The 22,667-nt window shown below is 53.8% G+C and carries 22 protein-coding genes and 1 pseudogene; 11 read left to right on the top strand and 12 right to left on the bottom strand.

What is annotated here, in order from left to right; genetic code table 11:
• Positions 1–118: pseudogene (locus tag PEL8287_RS19870) on the top strand (IS5-like element ISCARN85 family transposase); the annotation flags it as partial.
• A 226-nt stretch (positions 119–344) separates the two neighbouring features.
• Here the strand turns inward: PEL8287_RS19870 and pheS are convergent.
• From pheS to pyk, 6 genes are all read right to left on the bottom strand, one after another.
• Positions 345–1,418 carry a phenylalanine--tRNA ligase subunit alpha gene (gene pheS, locus PEL8287_RS18855; RefSeq protein WP_085893999.1) on the bottom strand — a complete coding sequence of 358 codons (1,074 nt, stop codon included), beginning with the start codon at positions 1,416–1,418 and terminating at the stop codon, positions 345–347.
• 51 nt (positions 1,419–1,469) lie between these two features.
• On the bottom strand, positions 1,470–2,357 hold the full coding sequence (locus PEL8287_RS18850; RefSeq protein ID WP_085893998.1) for a fatty acid desaturase: 888 nt from the start codon (positions 2,355–2,357) through the stop codon (positions 1,470–1,472).
• 269 nt (positions 2,358–2,626) lie between these two features.
• Complete coding sequence (gene rplT / locus PEL8287_RS18845; protein WP_085893997.1) at positions 2,627–2,992, bottom strand: 50S ribosomal protein L20; 366 nt, start codon at positions 2,990–2,992, stop codon at positions 2,627–2,629.
• Between the two features lie 14 nt (positions 2,993–3,006).
• Positions 3,007–3,207, bottom strand: coding sequence for a 50S ribosomal protein L35 (gene rpmI, locus PEL8287_RS18840; protein WP_085893996.1), 201 nt, complete (start codon positions 3,205–3,207; stop codon positions 3,007–3,009).
• A gap of 132 nt (positions 3,208–3,339) precedes the next feature.
• Positions 3,340–3,564 (bottom strand): hypothetical protein, encoded by a 225-nt coding sequence (locus PEL8287_RS18835; protein WP_085893995.1) that lies wholly within the window; start codon positions 3,562–3,564, stop codon positions 3,340–3,342.
• A gap of 39 nt (positions 3,565–3,603) precedes the next feature.
• On the bottom strand, positions 3,604–5,049 hold the full coding sequence (gene pyk / locus PEL8287_RS18830) for a pyruvate kinase (protein ID WP_085893994.1): 1,446 nt from the start codon (positions 5,047–5,049) through the stop codon (positions 3,604–3,606).
• A gap of 205 nt (positions 5,050–5,254) precedes the next feature.
• Between pyk and PEL8287_RS18825 the strand changes: the two genes are divergently transcribed.
• From PEL8287_RS18825 to PEL8287_RS18815, 3 genes are read left to right on the top strand one after another with little or no spacing between them, the layout of a single operon-like run.
• Positions 5,255–5,992, top strand: coding sequence for an N-formylglutamate amidohydrolase (locus PEL8287_RS18825; protein WP_085893993.1), 738 nt, complete (start codon positions 5,255–5,257; stop codon positions 5,990–5,992).
• A 12-nt stretch (positions 5,993–6,004) separates the two neighbouring features.
• A complete protein-coding gene (locus PEL8287_RS18820) occupies positions 6,005–6,346 on the top strand; it encodes a tautomerase family protein (RefSeq protein WP_085893992.1) in 342 nt (113 codons plus the stop codon).
• Positions 6,347–6,364: 18 nt separating this feature from the next.
• A complete protein-coding gene (locus PEL8287_RS18815; RefSeq protein ID WP_085893991.1) occupies positions 6,365–6,679 on the top strand; it encodes a DUF1244 domain-containing protein in 315 nt (104 codons plus the stop codon).
• Between the two features lie 73 nt (positions 6,680–6,752).
• Here PEL8287_RS18815 and PEL8287_RS18810 read toward each other — a convergent pair whose 3' ends face one another.
• The 3 genes from PEL8287_RS18810 to PEL8287_RS18800 form a co-directional block, all read right to left on the bottom strand.
• Positions 6,753–7,406, bottom strand: a complete 654-nt coding sequence (locus tag PEL8287_RS18810; RefSeq protein WP_085893990.1) for a VPLPA-CTERM sorting domain-containing protein — start codon at positions 7,404–7,406, stop codon at positions 6,753–6,755.
• 186 nt (positions 7,407–7,592) lie between these two features.
• Positions 7,593–8,252, bottom strand: a complete 660-nt coding sequence (locus PEL8287_RS18805) for an SOS response-associated peptidase (protein ID WP_085893989.1) — start codon at positions 8,250–8,252, stop codon at positions 7,593–7,595.
• A 5-nt stretch (positions 8,253–8,257) separates the two neighbouring features.
• Entirely contained in the window at positions 8,258–9,451 is a 1,194-nt protein-coding gene (locus PEL8287_RS18800; RefSeq protein ID WP_085893988.1) for a class I SAM-dependent methyltransferase, read from the bottom strand.
• Here PEL8287_RS18800 and PEL8287_RS18795 point away from each other — a divergent pair.
• The gene (locus PEL8287_RS18795; protein WP_235862344.1) at positions 9,450–10,118 is read left to right on the top strand and encodes a flavodoxin family protein; all 669 of its coding nucleotides are present in this window, start codon (positions 9,450–9,452) and stop codon (positions 10,116–10,118) included. The two genes, PEL8287_RS18800 and PEL8287_RS18795, sit on opposite strands and share 2 nt — an antisense overlap.
• A 203-nt stretch (positions 10,119–10,321) precedes the next feature.
• Complete coding sequence (locus PEL8287_RS18790; protein WP_085893987.1) at positions 10,322–10,600, top strand: recombinase family protein; 279 nt, start codon at positions 10,322–10,324, stop codon at positions 10,598–10,600.
• On the opposite strand, the gene PEL8287_RS18785 is transcribed toward PEL8287_RS18790, so the two are convergent.
• Positions 10,575–12,131, bottom strand: a complete 1,557-nt coding sequence (locus tag PEL8287_RS18785) for an O-antigen ligase family protein (RefSeq protein WP_085893986.1) — start codon at positions 12,129–12,131, stop codon at positions 10,575–10,577. The two genes, PEL8287_RS18790 and PEL8287_RS18785, sit on opposite strands and share 26 nt — an antisense overlap.
• 222 nt (positions 12,132–12,353) lie before the next feature.
• On the opposite strand from PEL8287_RS18785, the gene PEL8287_RS18780 reads away from it, so the two are divergent.
• The 3 genes from PEL8287_RS18780 (at position 12,354) to PEL8287_RS18770 (ending at position 16,521) form a co-directional block, all read left to right on the top strand.
• Positions 12,354–13,313 (top strand): sulfotransferase family protein, encoded by a 960-nt coding sequence (locus PEL8287_RS18780; RefSeq protein ID WP_085893985.1) that lies wholly within the window; start codon positions 12,354–12,356, stop codon positions 13,311–13,313.
• Positions 13,314–13,436: 123 nt separating this feature from the next.
• Positions 13,437–14,396 (top strand): glycosyltransferase, encoded by a 960-nt coding sequence (locus tag PEL8287_RS18775; RefSeq protein ID WP_085893984.1) that lies wholly within the window; start codon positions 13,437–13,439, stop codon positions 14,394–14,396.
• Positions 14,397–14,430: 34 nt separating this feature from the next.
• A complete protein-coding gene (locus PEL8287_RS18770) occupies positions 14,431–16,521 on the top strand; it encodes an AMP-binding protein (protein WP_176228701.1) in 2,091 nt (696 codons plus the stop codon).
• Here the strand turns inward: PEL8287_RS18770 and PEL8287_RS18765 are convergent, their stop codons facing one another.
• Complete coding sequence (locus tag PEL8287_RS18765; protein WP_085893982.1) at positions 16,522–17,352, bottom strand: polysaccharide deacetylase family protein; 831 nt, start codon at positions 17,350–17,352, stop codon at positions 16,522–16,524.
• Between the two features lie 464 nt (positions 17,353–17,816).
• Between PEL8287_RS18765 and PEL8287_RS18760 the strand changes: the two genes are divergently transcribed.
• Complete coding sequence (locus PEL8287_RS18760; protein WP_085893981.1) at positions 17,817–20,624, top strand: calcium-binding protein; 2,808 nt, start codon at positions 17,817–17,819, stop codon at positions 20,622–20,624.
• Positions 20,625–20,761: 137 nt separating this feature from the next.
• Entirely contained in the window at positions 20,762–21,565 is an 804-nt protein-coding gene (locus PEL8287_RS18755; RefSeq protein WP_085893980.1) for a sulfotransferase, read from the top strand.
• 16 nt (positions 21,566–21,581) lie between these two features.
• Here the strand turns inward: PEL8287_RS18755 and PEL8287_RS18750 are convergent, their stop codons facing one another.
• A complete protein-coding gene (locus PEL8287_RS18750) occupies positions 21,582–22,577 on the bottom strand; it encodes a glycosyltransferase family 2 protein (RefSeq protein WP_085893979.1) in 996 nt (331 codons plus the stop codon).
• Between the last annotated feature and the right edge of the window lie 90 nt (positions 22,578–22,667).

The following is a 22,667-nucleotide window of genomic DNA, read 5'->3' as shown; positions in this document are numbered from 1 at the left end:
ACGCCTGTTTCGAAGGCTGAAAGGATACCGACGCATCTTCTCAAGGTTCGAAAAGCTGGACGTCATGTACCGCGCTTTCCTGAATTTCGCCCTAATCGTCGATATGATTAAGTGTTAACAGGCCCTAATCGTCAAGTACTGGCCAGGTTCAATCTCCTCGTTCGCTTTTCTCGCTTCCCGAAGAAGCTTTGCTTCCCACATCAAACTGATTTGGTATAAGTCCTTTTCAGACCAGTCGTCGCCTTTGTTAGGGCCACTTATTTGACCATCCAGAGGTGAAAACCGGCCCTCAGAATGATCTTCGATAGCGAGCAGTAGATCACGCATTCGATCTAAATCTCGCTTCACCTACTCAACCCGCCATGCAGCGTCGGCACATCCAGACTGGCAAAGCCGTAGTGCCGCAACCAGCGCAGATCGGAATCAAAGAACGCGCGCAAATCCGGGATGCCGTATTTCAGCATCGCAATCCGGTCAATCCCAAGACCAAAGGCAAAGCCCTGCCATTCATTGGGGTCGATTTTGCCAGCCTCCAGCACCTTTGGATGCACCATGCCGCTGCCCAGAATCTCCAGCCAGTCATCGCCCTCGCCGACCTTCAACGTGCCGCCCTCCCACGAGCAGCGGATGTCGACCTCGGCCGACGGCTCGGTGAACGGGAAATGCGAGGCGCGAAAGCGCAGCTCGACATCGTCGACCTCGAAAAACGCCTTTACGAATTCCTCAAGGCACCATTTCAGGTTGGCCATCGAGATATCGCGGTCAATCGCCAGCCCCTCGACCTGATGGAACATCGGTGTGTGGGTCTGGTCGTAATCGGCGCGGTAGACGCGACCGGGTGCGATGATGCGAATGGGTGCGCCGTGTTCCTGCATCGAGCGGATCTGCACCGGGCTGGTATGGGTCCGCAACACATGCGGCGGGCGATCGTCATCCTTGGCACGGGCCATGTAGAACGTGTCCATCTCCGCGCGCGCCGGGTGGTGGCCGGGGATGTTCAGCGCATCAAAATTATACCAGTCGCTTTCGATCTGCGGGCCTTCGGCGACCGCAAACCCCATGTCGGCAAATACCGCCGTGACCTCTTCTGTCACCTGGCTGACCGGGTGGATCGTACCCTGGCGGCGTATGCGGGCGGGCAAGGTGACATCCAGCCATTCACTGCGCAGACGCTCATCCAGCGCCGCATCACCCAGCGCCTGTTTCTTGGCAGCCAAAGCGCTGTTGATCTCGTCCTTCAGGGCATTCAGCGCCGGGCCCGCAACTTGCCGTTCCTCGGGGCTCATGCGGCCCAACTCGCGCATTTGCAGGCTGACCTCGCCCTTTTTGCCCACCGCCTGCACACGCAGGTCTTCCAGCGTGGCCTCGTCAGCGGCCTCGGCAATCAGGCTGATATATTTTTCTCTTAGATCATCCATCACTCTTGTCCTGCTAAAGCGGTCAGATGGCGGGTTACCCTGACTGCGCGTTCAGCGCAAGTGACTGGCATATTCAGCAGTGAATTCGGCATAGTCATCTGAAGTTACCTGATGGTGCCCCTGCATATGTCTGTGCACCTCAGGCAACTTGTGAAATGGCACCTGCGGCAGAGTGTGGTGTTCAACATGATAGGGCATGTTCCACGCCAGAAACCGCACAATTCGGTTGGTAAAGGTCGTCCGCGTATTCTCGAACATATTGGCGACACAGGCACAGCGGCCATGTTCTGCCAACAGATACAGTCGCAGAAACGGCTGACCCAGAAGACAGGGCAAAAGCCATATCCAGAATAACAGCGAAGAGGCGAAAAAGCTGGCAAGCACTATGCCGTAAACCAGCAGCATCCAGCGCGCCTCGATCACCACCCGCCGGCGGGCGCGTTGCGGCAAGAATCCCCCGGCATCACGTCCAAACGCGCTGCCAATCACCCGGTCCAGCATATCGACCCAATAGGGAATGCCTGAGATGTGCACAATGAAATTGCCGATTGTGTCAGGTTTGGACCCGGCCAGCAGTTCAGGGTCTTTTTCCGGATTGTTCGTGTACCGATGATGGGCAAGGTGAAAATAACGGAACCATTCAAACGGCAGTGCAATCAGCACACCGCAAATTCGGCCAACCCATTCATTAAGGACAAGCGACCGGAATGGTGTTTTATGAGTCGCCTCATGCTCCAGTGTGAACAGAAAACAGATCGCGATCCCCTGCCCCACCAAGGCCAGCCCCCATAATGGCCAGCCCAATGCAATCCACAAAGCAAAGACCACAATCAGCCCGCCATGTCCCGCCAGGTGCCGCAACCCGGCGGCGCTCTGCGTCTGGTTCAGAGCGGTCAGCGTGTCGGGAGATAACCCTTTGATAAAAGCCTTGTGGTCCATGATATGCAAACCTACGCCAGACGGTATTTAATACCAGTCCCCGTTTCTCATTGCCCAAAATATCCCCGCCGGAGGCTACACAACATCTGCCATACCCACTACACGATTTAAATCCGTCACATCCGCCAAGTACGCCGAGGACGACGCAAGGAGGACGAGACAAACCAGCGCGCCGCAGGCGCTCATTCTACCAACAGTACGTCAAAAACAAAAACGCCGCCGGTTATAAAACCAACGGCGTTCCGTTTCGTCCCTCGCAGACGACTGGCTTATTGTGCCAATGCTGATTTCGCCTGTTCCACGATCGCACCGAAAGCGGCCGGTTCATGCACGGCCAGATCGGCCAGCACTTTGCGGTCCACTTCGACACCGGCGAGACTCAGACCGTTGATAAAGCGCGAATAGGTCAGCGCTTCATCATGGCTGCGCACGGCGGCGTTGATCCGTTGAATCCACAGGGCGCGGAAATTGCGCTTGCGGTTCTTGCGGTCGCGGGTAGCGTATTGGTTGGCCTTGTCGACGGCCTGAGTGGCCACCTTGAAGGTGTTCTTGCGGCGGCCATAATAGCCTTTGGCTGCGTTGGTAATCTTCTTGTGACGGGCGTGGGTAACTACCCCACTTTTGACGCGTGACATCTATCAGGTCCTCCTTAGCGAGCGTAGGGCATCATCGGCTTGATGATCTGCTCATCAGCCTTTGACAGCGTGGTCGTGCCACGCGCGTTACGAAGGAATTTGTTGGTGCGTTTGATCATACCATGGCGCTTGCCGGCCTGGGCGGCCACCACGCGGCCACTGGCCGTCACTTTGAACCGCTTTTTGCAGCTCGATTTAGTCTTCATCTTGGGCATTTCCGGCTCCTCACAGATAGGTCGGTTTAAGCGCGACTCGGCATGCCACTTCTGGCCGGTCACGCATTGAGAGGCGCCGTATACGCCGCCGCCAGGGGTTTCGCAAGGGGGATTCTGTGATCGGCTTAGCGGTCAGGTCAGATAACGTGCGATCACAGTCACAAGCAGGTCAGGCAATTCGTTGATCGAATATCCCCCCGGCTTTTCATTTATCGCCCAAAGCACGAGGCCCCCCGCAGCGATGACCATAAAGGCCGCAACTCGGGGCGCGCGCCCATCCGAAATCGCCGACATTATCAAAGGCACGGTAAAAACGCCAAGCACTACGCCAACAACCATTGCCAGGTCAGGATCCATAAGTCCTCCGCAATCGCAACTGAAAACACGACAGCGATATTATCCCGGATCGGTGGAATAAATCAAACTTTCCTGACAGGGTGCAACCCTGAGAATATTTGTTGTTCCGGGCACGTTGAACGGAACACCCGCCGTGACCACAATCTGATCCAGCGCATCAGCATAGCCCTGCATGCGGGCGGCCCGTGCGGCGTTGATCACAGCCATCTTGAAGCGATCCAGCTCGCCTGTCATGACAGGGTTGACACCCCAGCTGAGCGCCAGCCTGCGAGCGGTGCCGCGCAGGTTGGTCAGGCCAATGATTGGTACACGCGGGCGTTCACGGGCTGTCAGCAGGGCAGTGGTACCCGACTGGGTGAAACAGCAGATTGCCTTGATATCCGTCGTTTCGGCTATTTCGCGGGCGGCGGCGACGATGCCATCGGCCACTGTGGTACGGCTGGCGCGGCGTGACGCCTCAATCACCTCGCGGTAGGTCGGATCGTTTTCAACCTCGCGGGCCACGTTGTCCATCGTGGTCACAGCCTCGACCGGATAGTCACCGGCCGCAGATTCGGCCGACAGCATGATCGCATCAGCGCCTTCGTAGATCGCCGTTGCCACATCGCTGACTTCGGCCCGGGTGGGCATCGGGCTTTCGATCATCGATTCCAGCATCTGTGTGGCCACGATCACCGGCTTGGCCGCCGCACGGCACTGACGCACAAGCCTTTTCTGGATCGGCGGAACGTTCTGCACCGGAAGTTCCACGCCCAGATCGCCACGCGCCACCATGATACCGTCTGAAGCCGCCAGAATGGCATTGAACCCGGTCACCGCTGAAGGCTTTTCAATCTTCGACAGAATTGCCGCGCGTCCGGCGCACAGTGCGCGCGCTTCTTCCACATCTTCGGCGCGCTGTACGAAACTCAGCGCCAGCCAGTCGACACCCAACTGGCAGACGAATTCCAGATCCTCGCGGTCTTTTTCCGACAGCGCTGCCAGCGGCAGCAGAACGTCAGGCACATTGACCCCCTTGCGGTTCGAGATTGTGCCCCCGATCACCACGTCGCAATCGGCAAAATCCGGGCCACATTCGGTTACTTTCAGGCGGATTTTCCCGTCGTTCACCAGCAAAGACGCCCCGGGCTCAAGCGCGGCAAAAATTTCGGGATGCGGCAGGTTCACCCGGGTGGCATCGCCTTCGGTCTTGTCCAGATCCAGACGGAAGGACGCCCCAGGCTCCAGTTCTTCCTCACCATTTGCAAAAACACCGACGCGCAGCTTTGGGCCCTGAAGGTCGGCCAGAATTGCAATCGGGCTGTCCAGATCTTTTTCGATCTGCCTGATGATCCGGTGCTTTTCGCGAATTTCATCGTGTATGCCATGGCTCATATTCAGGCGGAACACGTCGGCGCCCGCCTCGTGCAGGGCGCGGATGGTGTCGTAATCTGAAGAGGCCGGGCCCAGCGTGGCCACGATCTTGACATTGCGGTGGCGTCTCATGGTCTGGTCCTTCTTCCCGTCTTGTCTTGCGGCATCATAAGGTTTTTGTCTGGCGGGCGGCGGGGTAATGTCAATGCCGCTGTCGGGATCGCAGCACAAAATTACGCATTCCACGTTATCGCTAACGCTTTTATTTGCCTTATTGCCCAATTCACATCCTCTCGCAACTGCCCTAGATGGGACTGAGGAAAGAAATGTCGTGAAAATGTATCAACCATATGAAATAGAAGGTGCCGATCGCCCGGCCCGCTGGCTGGTCACCTGCGATCACGCTGCCAACACCGTACCCCCATTTGTAAACGGCGGAACGCTGGACCTGCCCGAGGCGGATATGAACCGTCACATTGCCTATGATGTGGGGGCGGCAGGCGTTACCCGCGCTCTGGCCAAAGCGCTGGATGCCCCCGCGATCCTTACGAACTTTTCACGCCTTGTGATCGATCCAAACCGGGGCGAGGATGATCCGACCCTGCTGATGAAGCTTTATGACGGCACGATCATTCCCGGCAACCGGCACGCGGATGAAACCGAGATTCAGCGGCGGCTGAACCGTTGTTACCGGCCCTATCACACCGCGCTGGCCGAACTGGCCGCCCGACGCGACGATACCGTGATCGTGTCTGTCCACAGCTTCACCCGGCAACTCAAGGGTCACCCGCCCCGGCCCTGGCATATCGGCCTGCTTTATGCGGCAGACGAACGGCTTTCACGGCCACTGTCGGCCCGGCTGAAGCGCGAAACCGACCTTTGCGTTGGCGAGAACGAGCCTTACGGCGGCCACCTCCCCGGTGATGCCATTGCCCGCCACGCAATTGCCTATGAGCGTCCCAACATCCTGATTGAGATTCGCAATGACTTGATCGAGGAAGTAGAGGATCAGATTGCCTGGGCCACGCGCCTTGCACCCATTCTGATCGAGGCCGCTGAAACCGCCGGTGTCTGAGAAAGGACTGCCATGCCCCATATCGTTATTGAACATTCTACCGGGCTGGACCGCAGCCATGACCTGCAGGCCCTTTGCGATACGCTCTGGCAGCGCTTTGCCAGCCACCATTCGGTCAAAGGCCCCGATACAGTGCGCACCCGCACCATTGCCGCCACAGCCGGACGCATCGGGGTGGAACCGCAGACATTTGCCCACGCCACGCTGCTTCTGATCCCAGGCCGTTCCGAAGAAACCCGCGCTGATCTGGCGCAGATCGTGATGGATGAATTGCAGGCCCATATGCCCGATGTCGGCAGCCTGACGGTGCGCCTGACGGACTTGAACCCGCCCTACCTCAAGCGCATGTTATGAGGCAAAAGGAGAGACCCGATGGACGACCAGACAAAAATCGAGCTTGAGGCCGCAGCATTCCGCGCCCTGCGCGAACACCTGATGGAAAAGCGCACCGATGTGCAGAATATCGACATGATGAACCTTGCCGGGTTTTGCCGCAACTGTCTGAGCCGCTGGTATCAGGAAGCCGCCAACGCGCGCGGCATCGAAATGACCAAGGAAGAAGGCCGCGAGGCGTTTTACGGCATGACCATGGAGACGTGGAAATCCAAGTATCAGACCGAGGCCAGCACCGAAAAACAAGCTGAATTCAAAGTCGCCTTTGAGCAAAACGTCGGATCAGAATCCTGACGGCCAGATAAGACAAAAACGCCCCGACAGGTTGTCAGGGGCGTTTTTTATTAGAGTTTTATGGTCAGGCTGATCAGGCTTTTGCGCGGCCCCGCCGGGCTACGCCGAATACACCCATCGCGGTCAGCAACAGCGGCAACCCGGCTGGCAGCGGAACAGTTCCCGTTGACCCGATTGTCAGGTTGTCGATTCCAAAGCTGCCACTTTGGGTCGTGCCGCCATTGGCCAAACCAAAGGCAATCGACGAAATCAATAGGTCCGATGTCAAAGCGAAGAAATCAAGGCTCGTCGTAGAAGCGATGGGCAAGGCGTAATTCGTTGTCGAGCCGTCACCGAATGTGACAAACGCATTATACGAAACAGTGCTCGACGTATTGAAAAAGTCAAAACCTACGCCGCCAACGCCAGCGACCGTACCAACAGATGTCGTTGCAAAGCTCAGAATGAACGACCCGTTGCACCCTGCGCAATATGACCCGCTGCTCTGAACGATATTGTGATTGAGGAACCCGGTTGATTCATAATCCGTCTCGCCAAGGACACCGCTCATTGTGGCGTTGTCCTGAATAAACACGTACCCGGCATTTTGGTAGTCATCCGTCACGCTGGCGTCCAGCGTCGCCTCAAACGACGTGCGATCAGTATAGGTTGTTGTCGCTGCGTTTGCCGCAGACCCCACCAAGACAGAAAGGCAAACCGCCGCGCTTGAAATTAATTTATTAAACATGTCATTCCTCTCGAAAACCCGACCCAGAAAACTCTGTTTACACACGGCATTCAGCAATGCCTATGGTTTTCTTGAAGTTCCTGTTTTTTAATAAAAACTGGAAACAGTGTCGAACTCTTCCGTTTATTGTCGCTGTATCGGCATCAAACAACCAGGGAAAATGGGCCCGATTATGCGAGACAGCATTTACACAGGTGAAATGAGCTCTGGTCCGCTGGCGCGGTTGGAATTCACCTTCGGATCCACCCGCCAGAATTCCAGTGCATCTTCCGGCGCCGCATGCATTAGCGTCGCGGCACCTTTGCCCGCCTCGCCCAGCCAAAGCGGCCAGTCATCGCGTGCCACGATCACCGGCATGCGGTGATGAATGCGCGACATCGCCGCATTGGCGCCTGTCGTGACAATCGCACAGCTTGTCACGGGCGCCTCACCCTTGTCCCAGACCTGCCAGATCCCGGCAAAAGCGATCGGCGCGCCATCGCTGGCATGGATATACCAAGGCAGACGATTGCCATCCTCATCCTTGCTCCATTCGTAAAAACCGGTGGCCGGGATCAGGCAGCGCCGGGTGCGACAGGCCTCGCGAAAGGCGGGTTTTTCGGCAATCGTTTCAGCCCGCGCATTGATCAGCAACGGGCCGTCAGAGGGGCTTTTGTACCAATGCGGCAGAAACCCCCAGCGCATCGCACCCAGACGACGCTGCCCATCCTGCGCCGTCACCACATGCACGTCGTTCGTTGGGCAGATGTTGAAATTGGGGACCTCTGGCAGGTCATTGGCCGGTGCCGCGCTGAACAGTTGCGCCATGGCATCGCTTGGCAGGGTGTTTGCAATCCGCCCGCACATCGCCGTTATCGCAGGATCGAGGAATAAAGCAGCATGCCCCAGCCTGCCAGTTCGGCCTCAACCTTGCCCCACAGCGCCCCCATCCCGATCGGATCTGCCCCCGCCTTTGCAGCGATCTGGGTCAGGGAGCGGCGGCCGTCGACGGCCGCCACCAGCGGGGCCGTCTGTTTTGGCAGATTCAGTCGTGCGGTCACCCCAGCAAAACTCAGCTTTGGCGACTGGCCTTTTGCGATCGCCTGCGCCAGCGCCAGCGGATCAGCCCCCTTGATATGCGGTACCAACGCCCGATTGCGGCCACTGGCCGTCGCGCGCCCTTCGCCTGCGGGCACGGCATAGCCCACGTGGGTCTTGATCGTGCCCCGCAGCTTTTCGGCCACGGCCATCTGCTCGGCCGCAGTCAGATGCCCCGGTACGTCAGTAATACGCGCCAGATCGTAGAGCGCAGGCATGGTAAAACCGCTCAGTTCCCACCCAGCGCCCGCCATCACCTCAAGCAGGTCCGGCACGGTGAACGCCCGGTCCTGCGAATGCAGCAGAAGATCATAGAACCCCGCATCGCTGTCATGGTGATCGCCCAGGTTGGTATTGGCTTTAAATGGGTGTCCCGCAGGTAACGCCGCCATGATTTTGCGTGCGGCTTTCAGCCGGGCCTCGGGTTTCATATCGCCATAGAGCGTGCCAAAGGCCTCTTGCAGTGGGTAAACGCCCGACCTGCCATATGGCGCGTAAACCATGAACCCCAAACCGCCGCCGGGGGCCAGTGCGGCACGCAATGCGGCAAACCCCGCACCGGGATCGGGCAGATGGTGCAGCACACCACAGCAATCGATATAGTCGAACTCTCCCATATCAGACGCGTCCAGCAGCGATCCGGTAATGAATTTCAGGCCCTCCAGCCCACGTATCTTCGCACGCGCTTCAGCCAGTTTACGCGAGGCGCGCGACAGATCGACATAGGTGATGTCCGCCGGTTTACCTGCCTGTTTCATCAACTGAGCCAGCTGGATCAGCCCATCACCGGTGCCGCCACCTGCCACCAGCACGCGCAACGGTTGTGACCAATCGCGCTGCCCGGCAAAAAGGTAATGATCTATCTCCAGCGGATGCGAAGGCGATCCGGTGATCAGCCGCCTGGCCTCGTCCCTGGGATCACGCTCGGGGTATGGAAATGCCTCATACTGGTCCTTCACCTGATTCATGGGTGCCTCATCTGCTGTTTTGCAGGTGACAATAGGCCGGATTGATGCCGGATTGCAAAACCGCAAAACCGCTCTTGAACCCGACTGCAACTTCACCCACCCTACGGCCATGAAAGACCCCCAAACAAACCCGCCGATCGCCATTCCCGTTTTCTCGGGCAGCGGCCACACAACCCGTCTGGCACAGGCCGTGGCACAGGGCGCAGGGAACGCCCGGGTGATCGATATTCAACAGATGACCGATGCCGACTGGCACGCCCTTGACGCTGCCCCGGCCATCATATTCGGCACCCCAACCTACATGGGCTCAAGCGCCGCACGCTATGATGCGTTTCTGGAAGAGGCGTCCGACCGCTGGCCAGCACAGCTTTGGGCCGACAAGATCGCAGGCGGCTTTACCGTGGCCACCTTTCCCTCAGGCGATAAACTTTCCACGCTGATGCGGCTGGCTGTCTATGCGGCCCAGATGGGCATGATCTGGGTTGGCCAGGCCGAGATCGGTGCGCCGGTCGATCCGGAAAAACCTGACATCAACAGCGCCGGCAGCTGGCTGGGCCTTTCCGCCACCTCATCGCGGGACAAATCCCTGCTGATCGAGGCGCCCGATATGGAAACCGCCCGTCGGTTTGGCAAGCGCATCTCGATGGCCGCAAGTCGATGGTTCTGACAACCGCACCGGCGCCACCTGCGGAAAGGTGCGATGCCTCCGGCGGGGATAGCTTCCGAAAGAAGAAACCGGAATGGGCAACGCCTTGTTTCTTCTTGCCTTAAGGTATCGTCAAGTTGGCGGCATGCTTGTGAGTTCGTACCGGACAGTTTGACCAAAACCACACAAACTGCCCCAAAACCGTTCGTTAAAGAGACAAGCCTGTGAGCCGCACTGGGAATATTCTTGGATGTGCCCGCGTTTCCACACCCGAGCAGGATCTCACAGGGCAAGTTGCACGCCTCAAAGAGGCAGCAGCCATCCGCATTTTCGAGGATGTTGTTTCAGGCAAACACTTTGACTGCCCCGAATTAACGGCACATCTTGACCACGCCCGAACAGGGCACAGTCTCGTGATCAAGCACCTTGATCGCTTGGGCCGATCGCTCAAAGAACTGCTTGAAACGGTGGAAGACCTTATGCTGAACTGCGGGGTTTCCTGACATGAAGCGGCCGATTAATGCCACTTCTTTGCGGCCGTTCACTTTCGCCCACAGGCTTGTTTTCGTGGATGGAAGCACTGGGGTCGGCAGGTCTAAGCCGCCCATCGGAATGTTTGGGAACAGCCTTTGCCAAAGTTTGATAACATCCCATCATCGAACCGGCGAGTAGCCAGACAATTGGTTCTATGCTTGCATTGGGGATCAGGTCCAACAACGAAACCGCCAGGACAAGCGACATTCCGGCCGTGATGGGTGGCAGGTTGTACTGTCGTCTCCGCAGGCCTAAGAAAATCATCGGAAGGGTTAACAATCCAAACTGCGCTATATATCCCAACCACCCAGAGACACCGAGGACGATCACCCAAAATCCATCAGTCAATGAAATATCGCGTCCTCTTTCATTTCGAACGCGCGAACGCCCCCAGCCCCCCCAGCCTGTGACTGGTTTTGTTTTAGCGTGTTCCATAAGACGATCTTCATTTTCCAGGCGCGTCATCAGTGACCCGGCCCGTTTTTCATCGAAGGAAAGTACAAACTCGTGAACCCTGTAGACAGGTACCAAATCGGCGCTGCGCAGGGCGGGATAAGTGAGTACCGCGCCCGCGACGAGAGCGGCAAAAAGAATTTGGGTTTTCCGAGGCAGTAGAATTACCAACGGTATGAACAGCAATGCCAAAGAGAGCGGGCCAAGTGACCGGCTCACAAAAAGTACGAAAAACAGGTAAAGGCCGGCCAACAGGAAACGCATACGCCGCCCCCCGTTGCCGGCGCAACGGAACAAAACGAATGCCGAAACGGTTGCCATCGAAATAAAGATAGCCAACCACAGCGCGTGTTTGAGGAATACCAGTGGTCGATACTCTCCTTCTCTGACATGCTGAGCCCAAGAATGCGGGAAAAAGCCGTAGAGCTTGATATTCAGCTGTGGGCTCATACGCACTTCGTACAAAACCAGAAGCGAATACACTAAAGCAGATACAACAAAAACCGTCAGCAACAGTTTTTGGCTGTCTTCACTCGCGAGATACCGGCGACCCAAGAGAAAAGGCAAAATAGCGACCAACGCCGTAGAGCTGATTGAAAGTGCGTCATAAAATTTGAGTCCCTTCAGAAAACCCAGATCCGTTATGATCGGATCGGTGTTGTTTAAAGCTGTCGTAATTGGCGAAACAACCAGAAGGATCAGCAAAAGCCCGTAAAATAAGAATTGGCCACGTCGAACCTGGAATTCGTCGCCGTTATTTGCTGCTAAATTCGAGTCAGAATGCGAAAACTTGCGCATGGCCCTGGCATGTGACGCAGAGTTTTGGCGCGTGACTACGAGGCACATAATTGTGGCCGAAACCACAGGTACGAAGTTCTTGTCAATCGCCGGAAACATAGGAAGATCAAGACCGGCCCTTGTTGGCAAAAGCAGATATCCCGCAACAATCGACCAAACCATGGCCACACGAAGAGGCATCGTCCTGAAGAGGACGATCACAACCAAAGGCCAGGCATACAAGGCAATATAGGCAAACGTATTGGGCATTACGGAACTATACTAGTTCAAGAGTAAAACGATTTACAGCGGCAGGCACCGCACTGTCCAACATTTCGTACATGGGATGCAAAAACACCTTGGTCGACTAATTTTGCCGCTGATTTTTGTATCGAAAAAGCATCTTGTCTATAAACAGCCTTGTCCATGCCACATAAGCCCCTCAAAACATGGCCATAACCTTGGGAATATGGTCAAAACGGAAATTTCGCAATGATCAAAGACTACAATTTGGGTAAGAACCGCGAGCCGGTGTTTGTGTTTGGGGCATTGAGATCAGGCACAACCGTATTTCGGCTCATGCTGAATGCACACCCAGAACTGAGTAATCCGGGTGAGATGGATTTTTTGTTTGACCATCTTAGCCCGGATCCGCTGCATTCAACAAATTGGCGCTACGATCTTGTCGCGTTGCAGGCTGATCGCATTTTTCAAGCACATGATCTAACAATTCCAAAGGGAAAAACAGGGCTGGATCTGTTTTCAGATTTTTTGGATCAGCTGCACGCTCAGCATCCCGGCACTCTGGTTTTGACAGTGCACCGCCACGCTGATCGCCTGATAAGACTGTTCCCGACCGCTGCAATTGTGCATCTCATACGGGATCCGCGCGATGTTGCGCGCTCGTCCATCGGTATGGGTTGGGCGTCATCACTTTACTATGGCGTCAACCATTGGATTCAAACCGAACAGTCTTGGGACTGCGCCATCAGAGGGCATGAAGGCACTAAAATACTGCAGCTTAAATACGAAGATCTTTTTTATAGTACTGAAGAGTCTCTGCGACGTGTGTGCGATACTTTCGGTGTCTCATTTACTGATAAAATGCTGCAATACCATGAAAGCACCAGCTATGCTCCACCGGACCCATCGCTTGTCGAGCAATGGCGGCATCGTTGCAAACCAGAGGAAATTGAGCTGCTTGAAGGCAAGGCAGGCAAATTGATGAGGGCCCGCGGTTACGAACTTCTGGGAGAAGGCAGGGTTCCTGGCCCGTTTGAAAAACTGCGCCTGAAACTGGGACAGAAGATATTTCTTTGGAAGTTCGGGATTGGTCGGTTTGGCGCAAGGTTGTTTCTGGGTGAGAAAATCACCCGCTGGCTGGGTTTTAGCAATAAACACAGGGAACTTCTGCGCCAGATGACGGCGGTACAAAAAACCTATCTGAAGTAACTGTGTATCAAATGAGAGTGCTGATAAATTATTAACGTCGCGCGATACGCCCGTGTTATTCAATCGATTGTCTGCTCAGCGTAGGTTATGTAGTCAAAGGCGCGCAATTCTGGAAAATACACTATGAAAATTGCAATTGTCATTGTGAATTACAAAACACCAGAATTGGTGATCGGATGTCTCAAGTCATTAGAGCACGAAATTGGCGATAGCGGAGATGTTAATGTCTTTGTAGGCGATGCAGATTCTCAAGATGGATCTGTCGAACTCATCAGCGATTTCATCACCACTGAATGTTTGGACTGGGCCAGCTGTTTTGAAATCGGAGAAAACGGCGGCTTTGCATTTGGTAACAACTACATCGTAAAAACGCGGGTCCTGCCAGATGAGGATTTTGATTTTATCCATTTTCTGAATCCCGATACATACATTTATCCCGGTGCAGTCAAAGCTTTGGCGGATTTTCTGAATGAAAACCCCAATGTGGCAATTGCGGGCAGCCGACTGGAAAATCCTGATGGAAGTTACCGCGCCTACGGATTTAGGTTCCCGTCGCCGATACGAGAATTCTTCAGAGGCGCGCGGATCAATGCGGTGGCCAGGAAATTCCCAGCTTCGGAGATTGTGGTCGGGGGCATGGACGTAACTCAGGAAGTTGACTGGGTGAGTGGTGCAAGCTTCATGATGCGGCGATCTGTTCTGGATGAGACCGGGTTGATGGATGACGGGTATTTCCTGTATTTCGAAGAGACCGATCTGATGAAGCGGGTGCGAAAGGCTGGTCATGCCATATGGCACGTTACCGAAAGCCGCGTTGTACACATTGCCGGTCAGGCAACGGGAATGCGCCCCGGAGCAGGCAAACCCCAACGTGTACCATCCTTCTGGCTTCGGTCGCGAAACAAATTCTTCCGGGACCACTACGGCTGGCTTGGATTGGGGGTGGCCAATTTCATGTTTCTTGCCGGCGATGTTGTCTACAGGACACACCGGTTGTTACGGTCAAAACCAATCGAAAACCCGCCGTATTTATGGCGTGATTATATGCTGAACAGTTTCACCCTGCCTTATGGTAAGCACTGAACTGTTGGAGAACGGAAGCCGTATGAGTGTGAACATGTGGTCTAACTTAACGACTTGTGGTGTAGTTGCTGTCAACAGCACCGATTATGTTCGCATCTTGCTGGAAAATCTGAGGGATGGCCGCGTCAGCGTGCCCTTGCGCTACAAAGACGATTCCGAGCGCACGGACCGCACCGGCACAACGCAGGTTACCATGCCTTCCAATGATACGGGATGGTTGCAAACCCCGTTTAAATCTGAGGGCGGTGATACGCCAGCGTTGGTTTCATTCACTTCGGGCACCGAAGGTCAGCCCAAGGCGGTTTTGTTAACCCGCTCGAACCTTCATGACGCGGTAACGCGTCTGACCGAGGCCATGCAGATCACTGGTGACATTCGCGAATATGTTGGTGTTCCGGTTTATCATTCATTCGGATATGCGCGTTGCCGGGTGGTTCTGAATGCCGGCGGTGCTGTCTATATCCCTCCCAAAGGGTTCGATCTGTTTGAAATTCAGAGAATGCTAAAGGCTGGCGAGATAAATGCGCTGTCTGCGGTTCCCAGCCTGCTGAGGATCTTTCTGAAACACCGGCACATTTTCGGCGATGAGTTGCAGGCGATCAAATGGGTTGAAATTGGCAGCCAGTATATGACCGGAAGTGAAAAGAGTGAGCTGCGAAAAGCGTTGCCCAATGCCAAAATCGTGCAGCATTACGGTCTGACCGAAGCGTCACGCGCAACCCTCTTGCCCATTCACGACACGCCCGAGTCAAAACTGGAGGCAATCGGCCGCATCGAAGGCTCAATCCAGATACGATTGAATGAGGCCGGCTGCGTGGAAATCAAAGGGCCAAATGTAGCAAAGGCAATTGACTACAGCGATCGGGTTTTGGAGTTGGGACCAGAGGCCTGGCTGACCACCTCGGATATGGGCCGCATTGAAGATGGGTATTTGTATTTTGAAGGGCGCGCTGACGACATGATCAATTGCTCGGGTATCAAGATTATGCCCGATCTGATCGAGGACTACCTCAAGAAAGCAGTCCCTAATCCCGGAAAATTCGCCGTTGTAAAATGGCCGGATCCAATACGCGGTGATGGTATAATGTTGGCGCTTGGACCAGATGCCGCAAAGGCAGAACAACAACTTTTGGATGCAATAGCCGGTTATGGCAGGCAGTTGGGCATCGAGGTTCATGGGGCTGTCAGTGTGCGTCATGTCATGGAATTTCCTTTTACTGAAACCGGAAAGCTTCAACGAAAAGAACTGATTGCGACGTTGAAAGAAGACACTTCTGATACGACGGCTGAGATATATGATGAAGGCACTGGACAAAACATTCATGATTATCTGGTCGACCTTCTGGGCCAAGGCGCGATGGATGACGAAAAATCCTTTTCCGACCTTGGGGGCGATTCACTTAACCACCTGCAAATGACCCTGTTGCTTCAAAGCTCGCTTGGCAATGCACCCGAGAATTGGGAAAGCCTGCCAATCCGTGACTTGGAGAAACTGCTTGAAGACGCAGGCGACATCAAACTGTCTGACTTTGGTGCACCACCACTGCCGGACGGGCGTGAAAACATGAACCCCAAGGACATTTCGTTTTGGTCACTTGTCCGCGAAGATTATCGAACCAATGATGCCAGCATTTTTCATCAGGGGTTTCTGATGCTGTTGGTTCATCGATTTGGCAATTGGCGAATGGGTGTAAAGTGGCGGGTTTTTCGGGCGCCGCTGACAATTATCTACCGTTTTTTGAACAAGCTGACGCAACTTTTTTTTGGAATAAAGCTGGACTATACCGTCAAAGTTGGTCGGCGGGTAAAGCTTGAGCACTTTGGCGGCATGATTCTTGGGGCACGCGAAATTGGCAACGATGTGTTTATCCGCCAGAATACAACCTTTGGCATCCGATCGACACGCGATATCAAAGCAAAGCCGGTAATCGGTAATTTTGTCGATATAGGAGCGGGCGCTGTAATTGTTGGGGATATCAAAATCGGCGATAACAGTGTGATTGGTGCCAACTCAGTAATCTACAGCAACATTCCGCCAAATTCGATCGCAATTGGAGTTCCTGCCAAGATTATTGGCAGCAATCCGCGCCAGAACCCTTCACCACTAACGACTGAAGGAACCTGATCAGACCAAGCCATTTTCAAAGGGGGCTTCGATCAAGGCACATGCAAAGGTCTTGATGTCGTCCTCGGCTGAGGTTGGGCAATGCCGTCTGATCTGATGAATGTCGAATTTCCGTGATGCCCGGTTATCGGTTGCAAAAGCGTGCTCATATACATCGCGAACCAGGGCAACCAATCCTTCATTCAGTTGCCCTTGTGGATAAGCGAAACCCTTAGGTGTTTTGCCTGTCAGATCAGACAACCAGTCACGGCATTCAGTTAGCTCTTGTAGCTGATCATCCGCCAGGTACCCGGTCAGCACATTATGTGTCACTGCGTGTGCACCCAACTCCCAAAGGGGATGGGCTGCCAGAATTTTGAGTTCATCCTCGGACATGTGGGTTCGGGTGTTTTTCTTGATCAGATCACGGGCAGCAAACAAAATGGCAGGGACGTCGTGTTTTTCCAGGATTCCAGTGGCCTTGGTCAGGTTGTCACGATAGCCATCATCAAAACACAAGACGGCTACAGGCCGGTTTTTCTGGGTGATTGTACCGTCGCGCAAAGCGGACACTGCGGCAGATGCCGGCACAAGATCAAATACTTCTTTCAGAAAGGCCAAATGGGTGTCAAACGCTGCGGGCTGCGTTCGATAATCATATCCGTTCAGTTCAGGTGACAACGCGTGGTAGCATAGGCTTAGAACGCCGCGGCGCTGCGACAAAATTTCCTGCAGCCGCTCGAGCGATTGCCGGGCAAGCCATTTCTGCCGCGCTTTGTGTTTTATCTTGTTCACAATGCCCATTTTGTTCCGCTCAATTTTCCAGACCGCTACGGCAATCTTGTCATGCACTTACAATTTTCTTTCTTAACGGCTTTCATGGTGGGCATCTACCCTGCCAGCTATGCCAATGAATCCAGAGTTGCGTGACGTTTTAGCCCGCAATGCACCGCTTTAGCCACGCGCCGCATAGAAGTATTTTATGCCAAATTCGGAAAAATTTGCCCGACACTTACTCCACAGAAAATGTGCTGAAAATCAGACGCTGGAAGCTCTCAAGAAGTTTCGGAAACTTGGTGTCAATTCGCCAAAAGAATAGGCTTGAAATCGAGCGGTGAAAATCAGCCGACAATATTTTTTCATCTAGCGGGCTTTCGCCCAACCCGAAGATTCACCGTGATTTCGTCAATAAAATGCCTCAATATTAGGGTTCCTTGGCGTCAAACAGGCAGGCATCCCCTTAGTTCAGAGTAATTGTTACGGCCATTTTTCTCCGTGTCAGCCTTCGGAAATTCGGCATAAAAGGTTTGAACAATATGACAGTGGCACCTCTTGATACCGTTGGGTCTGATAATCCGGTTGTTTCATTTAATTTGAGTGGATTGAACGACTACGGGACCAATTCGCCCTTCATTGATATCGCCAAGACCATGCGGCCATGGGTAAGTGGCCGGGGTAGTGAAGGCTATTCTTATGAAGATCTTCGAGATGGCGGTTATCTGGATGAAAACGGCTGGGTGACCCATATTCCCGAAGGTCAGGACAAAGTGTCAACCGTCTGGGCTTGGAGCGATGAATCTGATGCGACCGCTTATCGCAGCGGTGTATATATAATGGAGTACGAAGGAACTGGTGAATTCAGATTCAAAGGTTCCGGCGTCAATGTCCTCAGTAATGAAGATGGTCGTATCGTTTTCGAAAACACCGACGGCGGCACGATTCTGCTTGAAATTCTGGAAACTGATCCTGAGGGAACTGGTGACTATATTCGCAATATTTCGGTGGTGCACGAAGACGATCTAGAATTGTACGAATCTGGCGCAGTGTTCAATCCTGAATGGCTGGCATTTGTTGCAGATGCCCGCGAGTTCCGGTTTATGGACTGGATGCGAACAAATGGTTCTGACGCGCAGTCATGGGACGATCGTCCCACCATGGACAGCGCTACATGGATGGCAGACGGGGCACCGGTTGAGCTTATGGTGCAATTGGCCAACGAGGCTGGCACAGATCCCTGGTTTACAATGCCGCACATGGCAGATGATGAATATGTTAGAAAATTTGCTGAATATGTAAGGGACAACTTGGACCCTGCACTGACAGTGCGTGTCGAATATTCCAATGAACTGTGGAATTTTGCGTTCAAGCAGACCCACTATATGAGAGACCAGGCGCTTGAAGAGTGGGGCATCGATACGGGGACTGCATTTATTGACTATCAGATCAAGCGGGCCACTGAAGTTGGGTCGATCTGGCAGGAAGTATTTGCGGCAAACGCCGAAGCGCCGGAATTGCTAAATGTGATAGGGACTCAAACTGGCAACGCCTGGGCGCTGGATCGAATGATGAACGCCGAAGTCTGGCAGGAAATGGAACCTGACGGGTTCATTGATCCAACGACCGTATTTGATGAAGTCGCCATCACGACATACTTTGGTAGCAAAACCATAAAAAAGGCCGAATTGCGCGAAGAATTGCTTAATGCCATCGAGGATCCGGATGTTGATGCCGCTGCCTGGCTTGCCCAAAAACTCATGGATCCAGACTATCCCAATTCGATTCCTGAGCAGCAGGCACAATGGATAAATAGCAAAGAAGCGGGCGATAAATTCGGCCTGGATCTTGTGGCTTATGAGGGTGGGCAACACGTACACCATAGTTTTTCTGTAGGAGGTCTGACAGCTGAGCAGACCACGGCACTGACCACTTTTATGAGTGAGTTTGTGCGCAGCCCAGAAATGGCCCAGCTCTATGAAGAGCTCTGGAATGCCTGGGCCAGTGTTTCAGACGGCGCTTTTATGCAATTTGGCGTGGTTTCCAGCCCCAGCAAATACGGAAGCTGGGGGATTTGGAGTTCGCTGGAGGATGAAAACCCGCGTGGTGATTTCTTGCTTGATCAGATGGAGAACGGGACTCCATGGTGGGATGCGGCCGCAAAGGATGCCTACCAGCAAGGCATCACCGTGCAGGGTACCAACGAAGGTGAGTTACTTATTGGAACCGCGCAAGAGGACTATCTGGTTGGCAACGGTGGCAATGATGTTTTTGTTGCAGGTGCCGGTCGCGATGGCATCAACGGTGGCGAAGGTGTAGATCGCATCATTCTTAACGGCAGTTTCGATGACTACAGCATCACAAAAGATGGAAATGGTTTTCGGATTGTCGGTCCTGACGGTGAGAAATACGTGTTTGATGTCGAAGAGATTGAGTTCGATGGCGGCGACATCCGAAATGTTGATGGGTTGGAGATTGAAAATGCAATCCCTGCACCTTTACCAACTACGGATGAACAAATTCCTTTACCCCCTCCGCCAACTGATGAGCCTGTCGACCAGGATAGAACCGATACCGGAACGTTTCAGCTGGGTTTGGACCAACAGATCGCGGACGCGGCGGAATTCAATGGCAAGGTAGAGATTTTGGTTCAGCCCGGTGAAAGCAGTGGCATCAAGATCGCGAGCGTGGGCACCAATTCAATTCTAGGTCAGGAACTGAATTCGTCCGGTGGTGAAACATTTTGGGCCCACACTATCAGTAACAGGGACACGCTACTTGCTGTAGACGGTGAAACCGTGTCTGCAAATTACTGGAGCCTGCAGTACAACAAGGTTTCGAAAGACGGTCTTGAAATCTCGGGAAGTGCGACAGAGACGGCCCTGAAGTTTGGCAGCGTTGTTGAGCACGCCAGCAACTTTGTCATGACCTCCCTGAACGATAGCTTTGTCGGAAACGGCATGGACGAAGAAGTATATGGAAATGGAGGCGACGACGTGCTTATCGGGCGCGGCGGCAATGATACTCTTATCGGTGGCGACGGGAATGACTGGTTCCAAGGTGGCCGTGGTGACGATCTTTTGAACGGTGGCGCTGGCGATGACGTACTTAAGGGTGGTAAAGGGTCAGACCGGTTCTACTTTACCGCAGGGTCAGGGAACGACGTAGTCAAGGATTTCAGTGCTGAAGATACGCTTGAGCTTGATGGTTTTCTTGCGGCAAATCAGTCATTTGTTGATGCTTTCGGCGCTACTGAAACAGGTGAGTTGATGATCACAAACGGTGTGGACACCGTAGTGTTCGAAAGCTTGGATATGACAGACCTCGATTGGCTGGTGACTCTCGCCTGATCCATGTTTCCGGGTTTCTCGCCGAAAAATGTGCCGGTGTCGCTGGTGACTTTACCTTGGGCATCAACCGCACGGTGGTTTTCCCCATTTGAATAAGGCTATTCTAGCAGCAACGGCTTGGCAGAGTGGACCCATATATGAACCGGCACATCGTTTTGACTTTAGGGCGAAGCGGCAGCAACACCTTGTGTGACATGCTGAACCAACACCCCGAAGTTCTTAACTTCGGCGAGGTGCTTGGTGAATGGAACCAGATCAGAAAAGTGCAGCGCCGATTGCGTCTGTATCGTAAATCTGACACGGCCTATCTGGATCGGGTTCTTCTGGACCCTAAATTTGCGCGTTTCGCCAATATGTATCGCAGCACTGATAAACGCAGAAAAAACCAGCCAGAAGCGGTCAAAGTTTTTCGCAATATCGAAACCTACGGTGTAAAGGACTTTGCGCTTAATTTCGAACGTTACGGGCTGCGTCAATATCTGAAAGACAGGCCACAGATTAAAGTCATAGGCCTGATCAGGGCGAATGTCGCCGACAGATTGGTTTCAACCTTGATGCTTGGCAATACCGGGGTCGTGGCCGTGCGAGATGATACAGCCGATACTGACATCCAGCTACATGTGGAACCACCGGAATTTTTGCGGCTTCTCAAGGCAATTGACCGTGAAAATACCTTGCTGTCGAATATGCTTAACGAAATAGAGGCTGACCGTTTAATGGTGATTTCGTATGATGATCTGTTCCGCGACAACGACACCCGACAGAAAATCATGGATGATTGTTTTCGATTTCTGGACGTGCACCCAATCGAAACCAGAACAAGAATGAAAAAAATCCTCAAAAAGCCGATCAGCGAGTTGATTGAAAACTATGGTGACTGCATCGAGTCAATTCGCGGCTCGCAATTCGAGGTGTATTTCGCCGAAGATATTGAAGCCTGACAGAAAACTAACACCGTTATTTATACTCTATCAGACGGGCCTGTCCCCGCCGCAGCCTGACCAACCAATACTCGATCACCCCCCGGGCTTCGGGAAATCGGCCAAGGACAAGGAAAAAGGCAAGCTTCCACGCATCCAGATCACCACCTTGCCTCAGTGCAACGCGGGCGACCTGAGCCGGGTAAACCAGCAGCGCCAAAGCCGACCATGGACCGAAAAGCGCGATAGACAACAAAATGGCAACTGGTAATACAGCTCCCCAAAGCAACGCGCGCCGTGTTTCTGCAACCCAGTGACGTTCAGGAGGCGCGCCATGCATCGCCGCCCCTTCGGCAAAGGCATAGCCAGCGCGGCGTTGCCGTTTACTCCACTGCCCAAATCGCGTCATCGCTGCATCATGTACTGCCATATCTCTGTCAAGCCGCCAGATTTTCCAACCTGCTGCACGTAGCCGGACACAGAGTTCCGGCTCCTCTCCTGCAATCAGATTCGGATTAAAACCATTCATGCTTTCCAGCACGTCAAAACGCGCCAAAGCGATACCACCGCAGGCTTTGCTCTGGCCGATGGGTGTATTCCACTCCTGATCGCAAAGCCAGTTATAGACCGAGGCACCGGGCGCGCGTTCATGCAGGCGACCAGCACAAATGGCGACATCAGGGTTGGCTTCTAAAAAGTCCAAAGCGTGGCCCATCCAAGCCGGATGCAATTCACAATCACCATCAATCAATTGTACAAATTTGGGTTTGTTGTCTTCCAGCGCTTTCAAGCCCGCGTTTCGCGCCCGAGCGGCGGTGAATGGCGTTGTCATATCAAGAGCAACCACATCTACCCCAAGCGATTTTGCGGTCTCGACAGACCCGTCATTTGAGCCGGAGTCGACATACACAACGCGCGTTACGGATTGGGTTATGGATTTGAGACACCGTATCAGCCGCGCGCCTTCATTTCGGCCGATAACCACTACCGCCACGTCCCGGCTTTGCTGTGGCGCTTTGTCTGTCTCGGCCATTCATGTGATCCTGACGAAAATCTGTGGCAATATCCTTATGCAGCTTTCAGGTATGCGCAAAAAAATCAACCGGTGTGCTGACAAAACACC

The organism is Roseovarius litorisediminis (assembly GCF_900172295.1).
GTDB classification, from domain to species: Bacteria; Pseudomonadota; Alphaproteobacteria; order Rhodobacterales; family Rhodobacteraceae; genus Roseovarius; species Roseovarius litorisediminis.
This window is presented reverse-complemented; position numbering and strand designations above follow the sequence as displayed.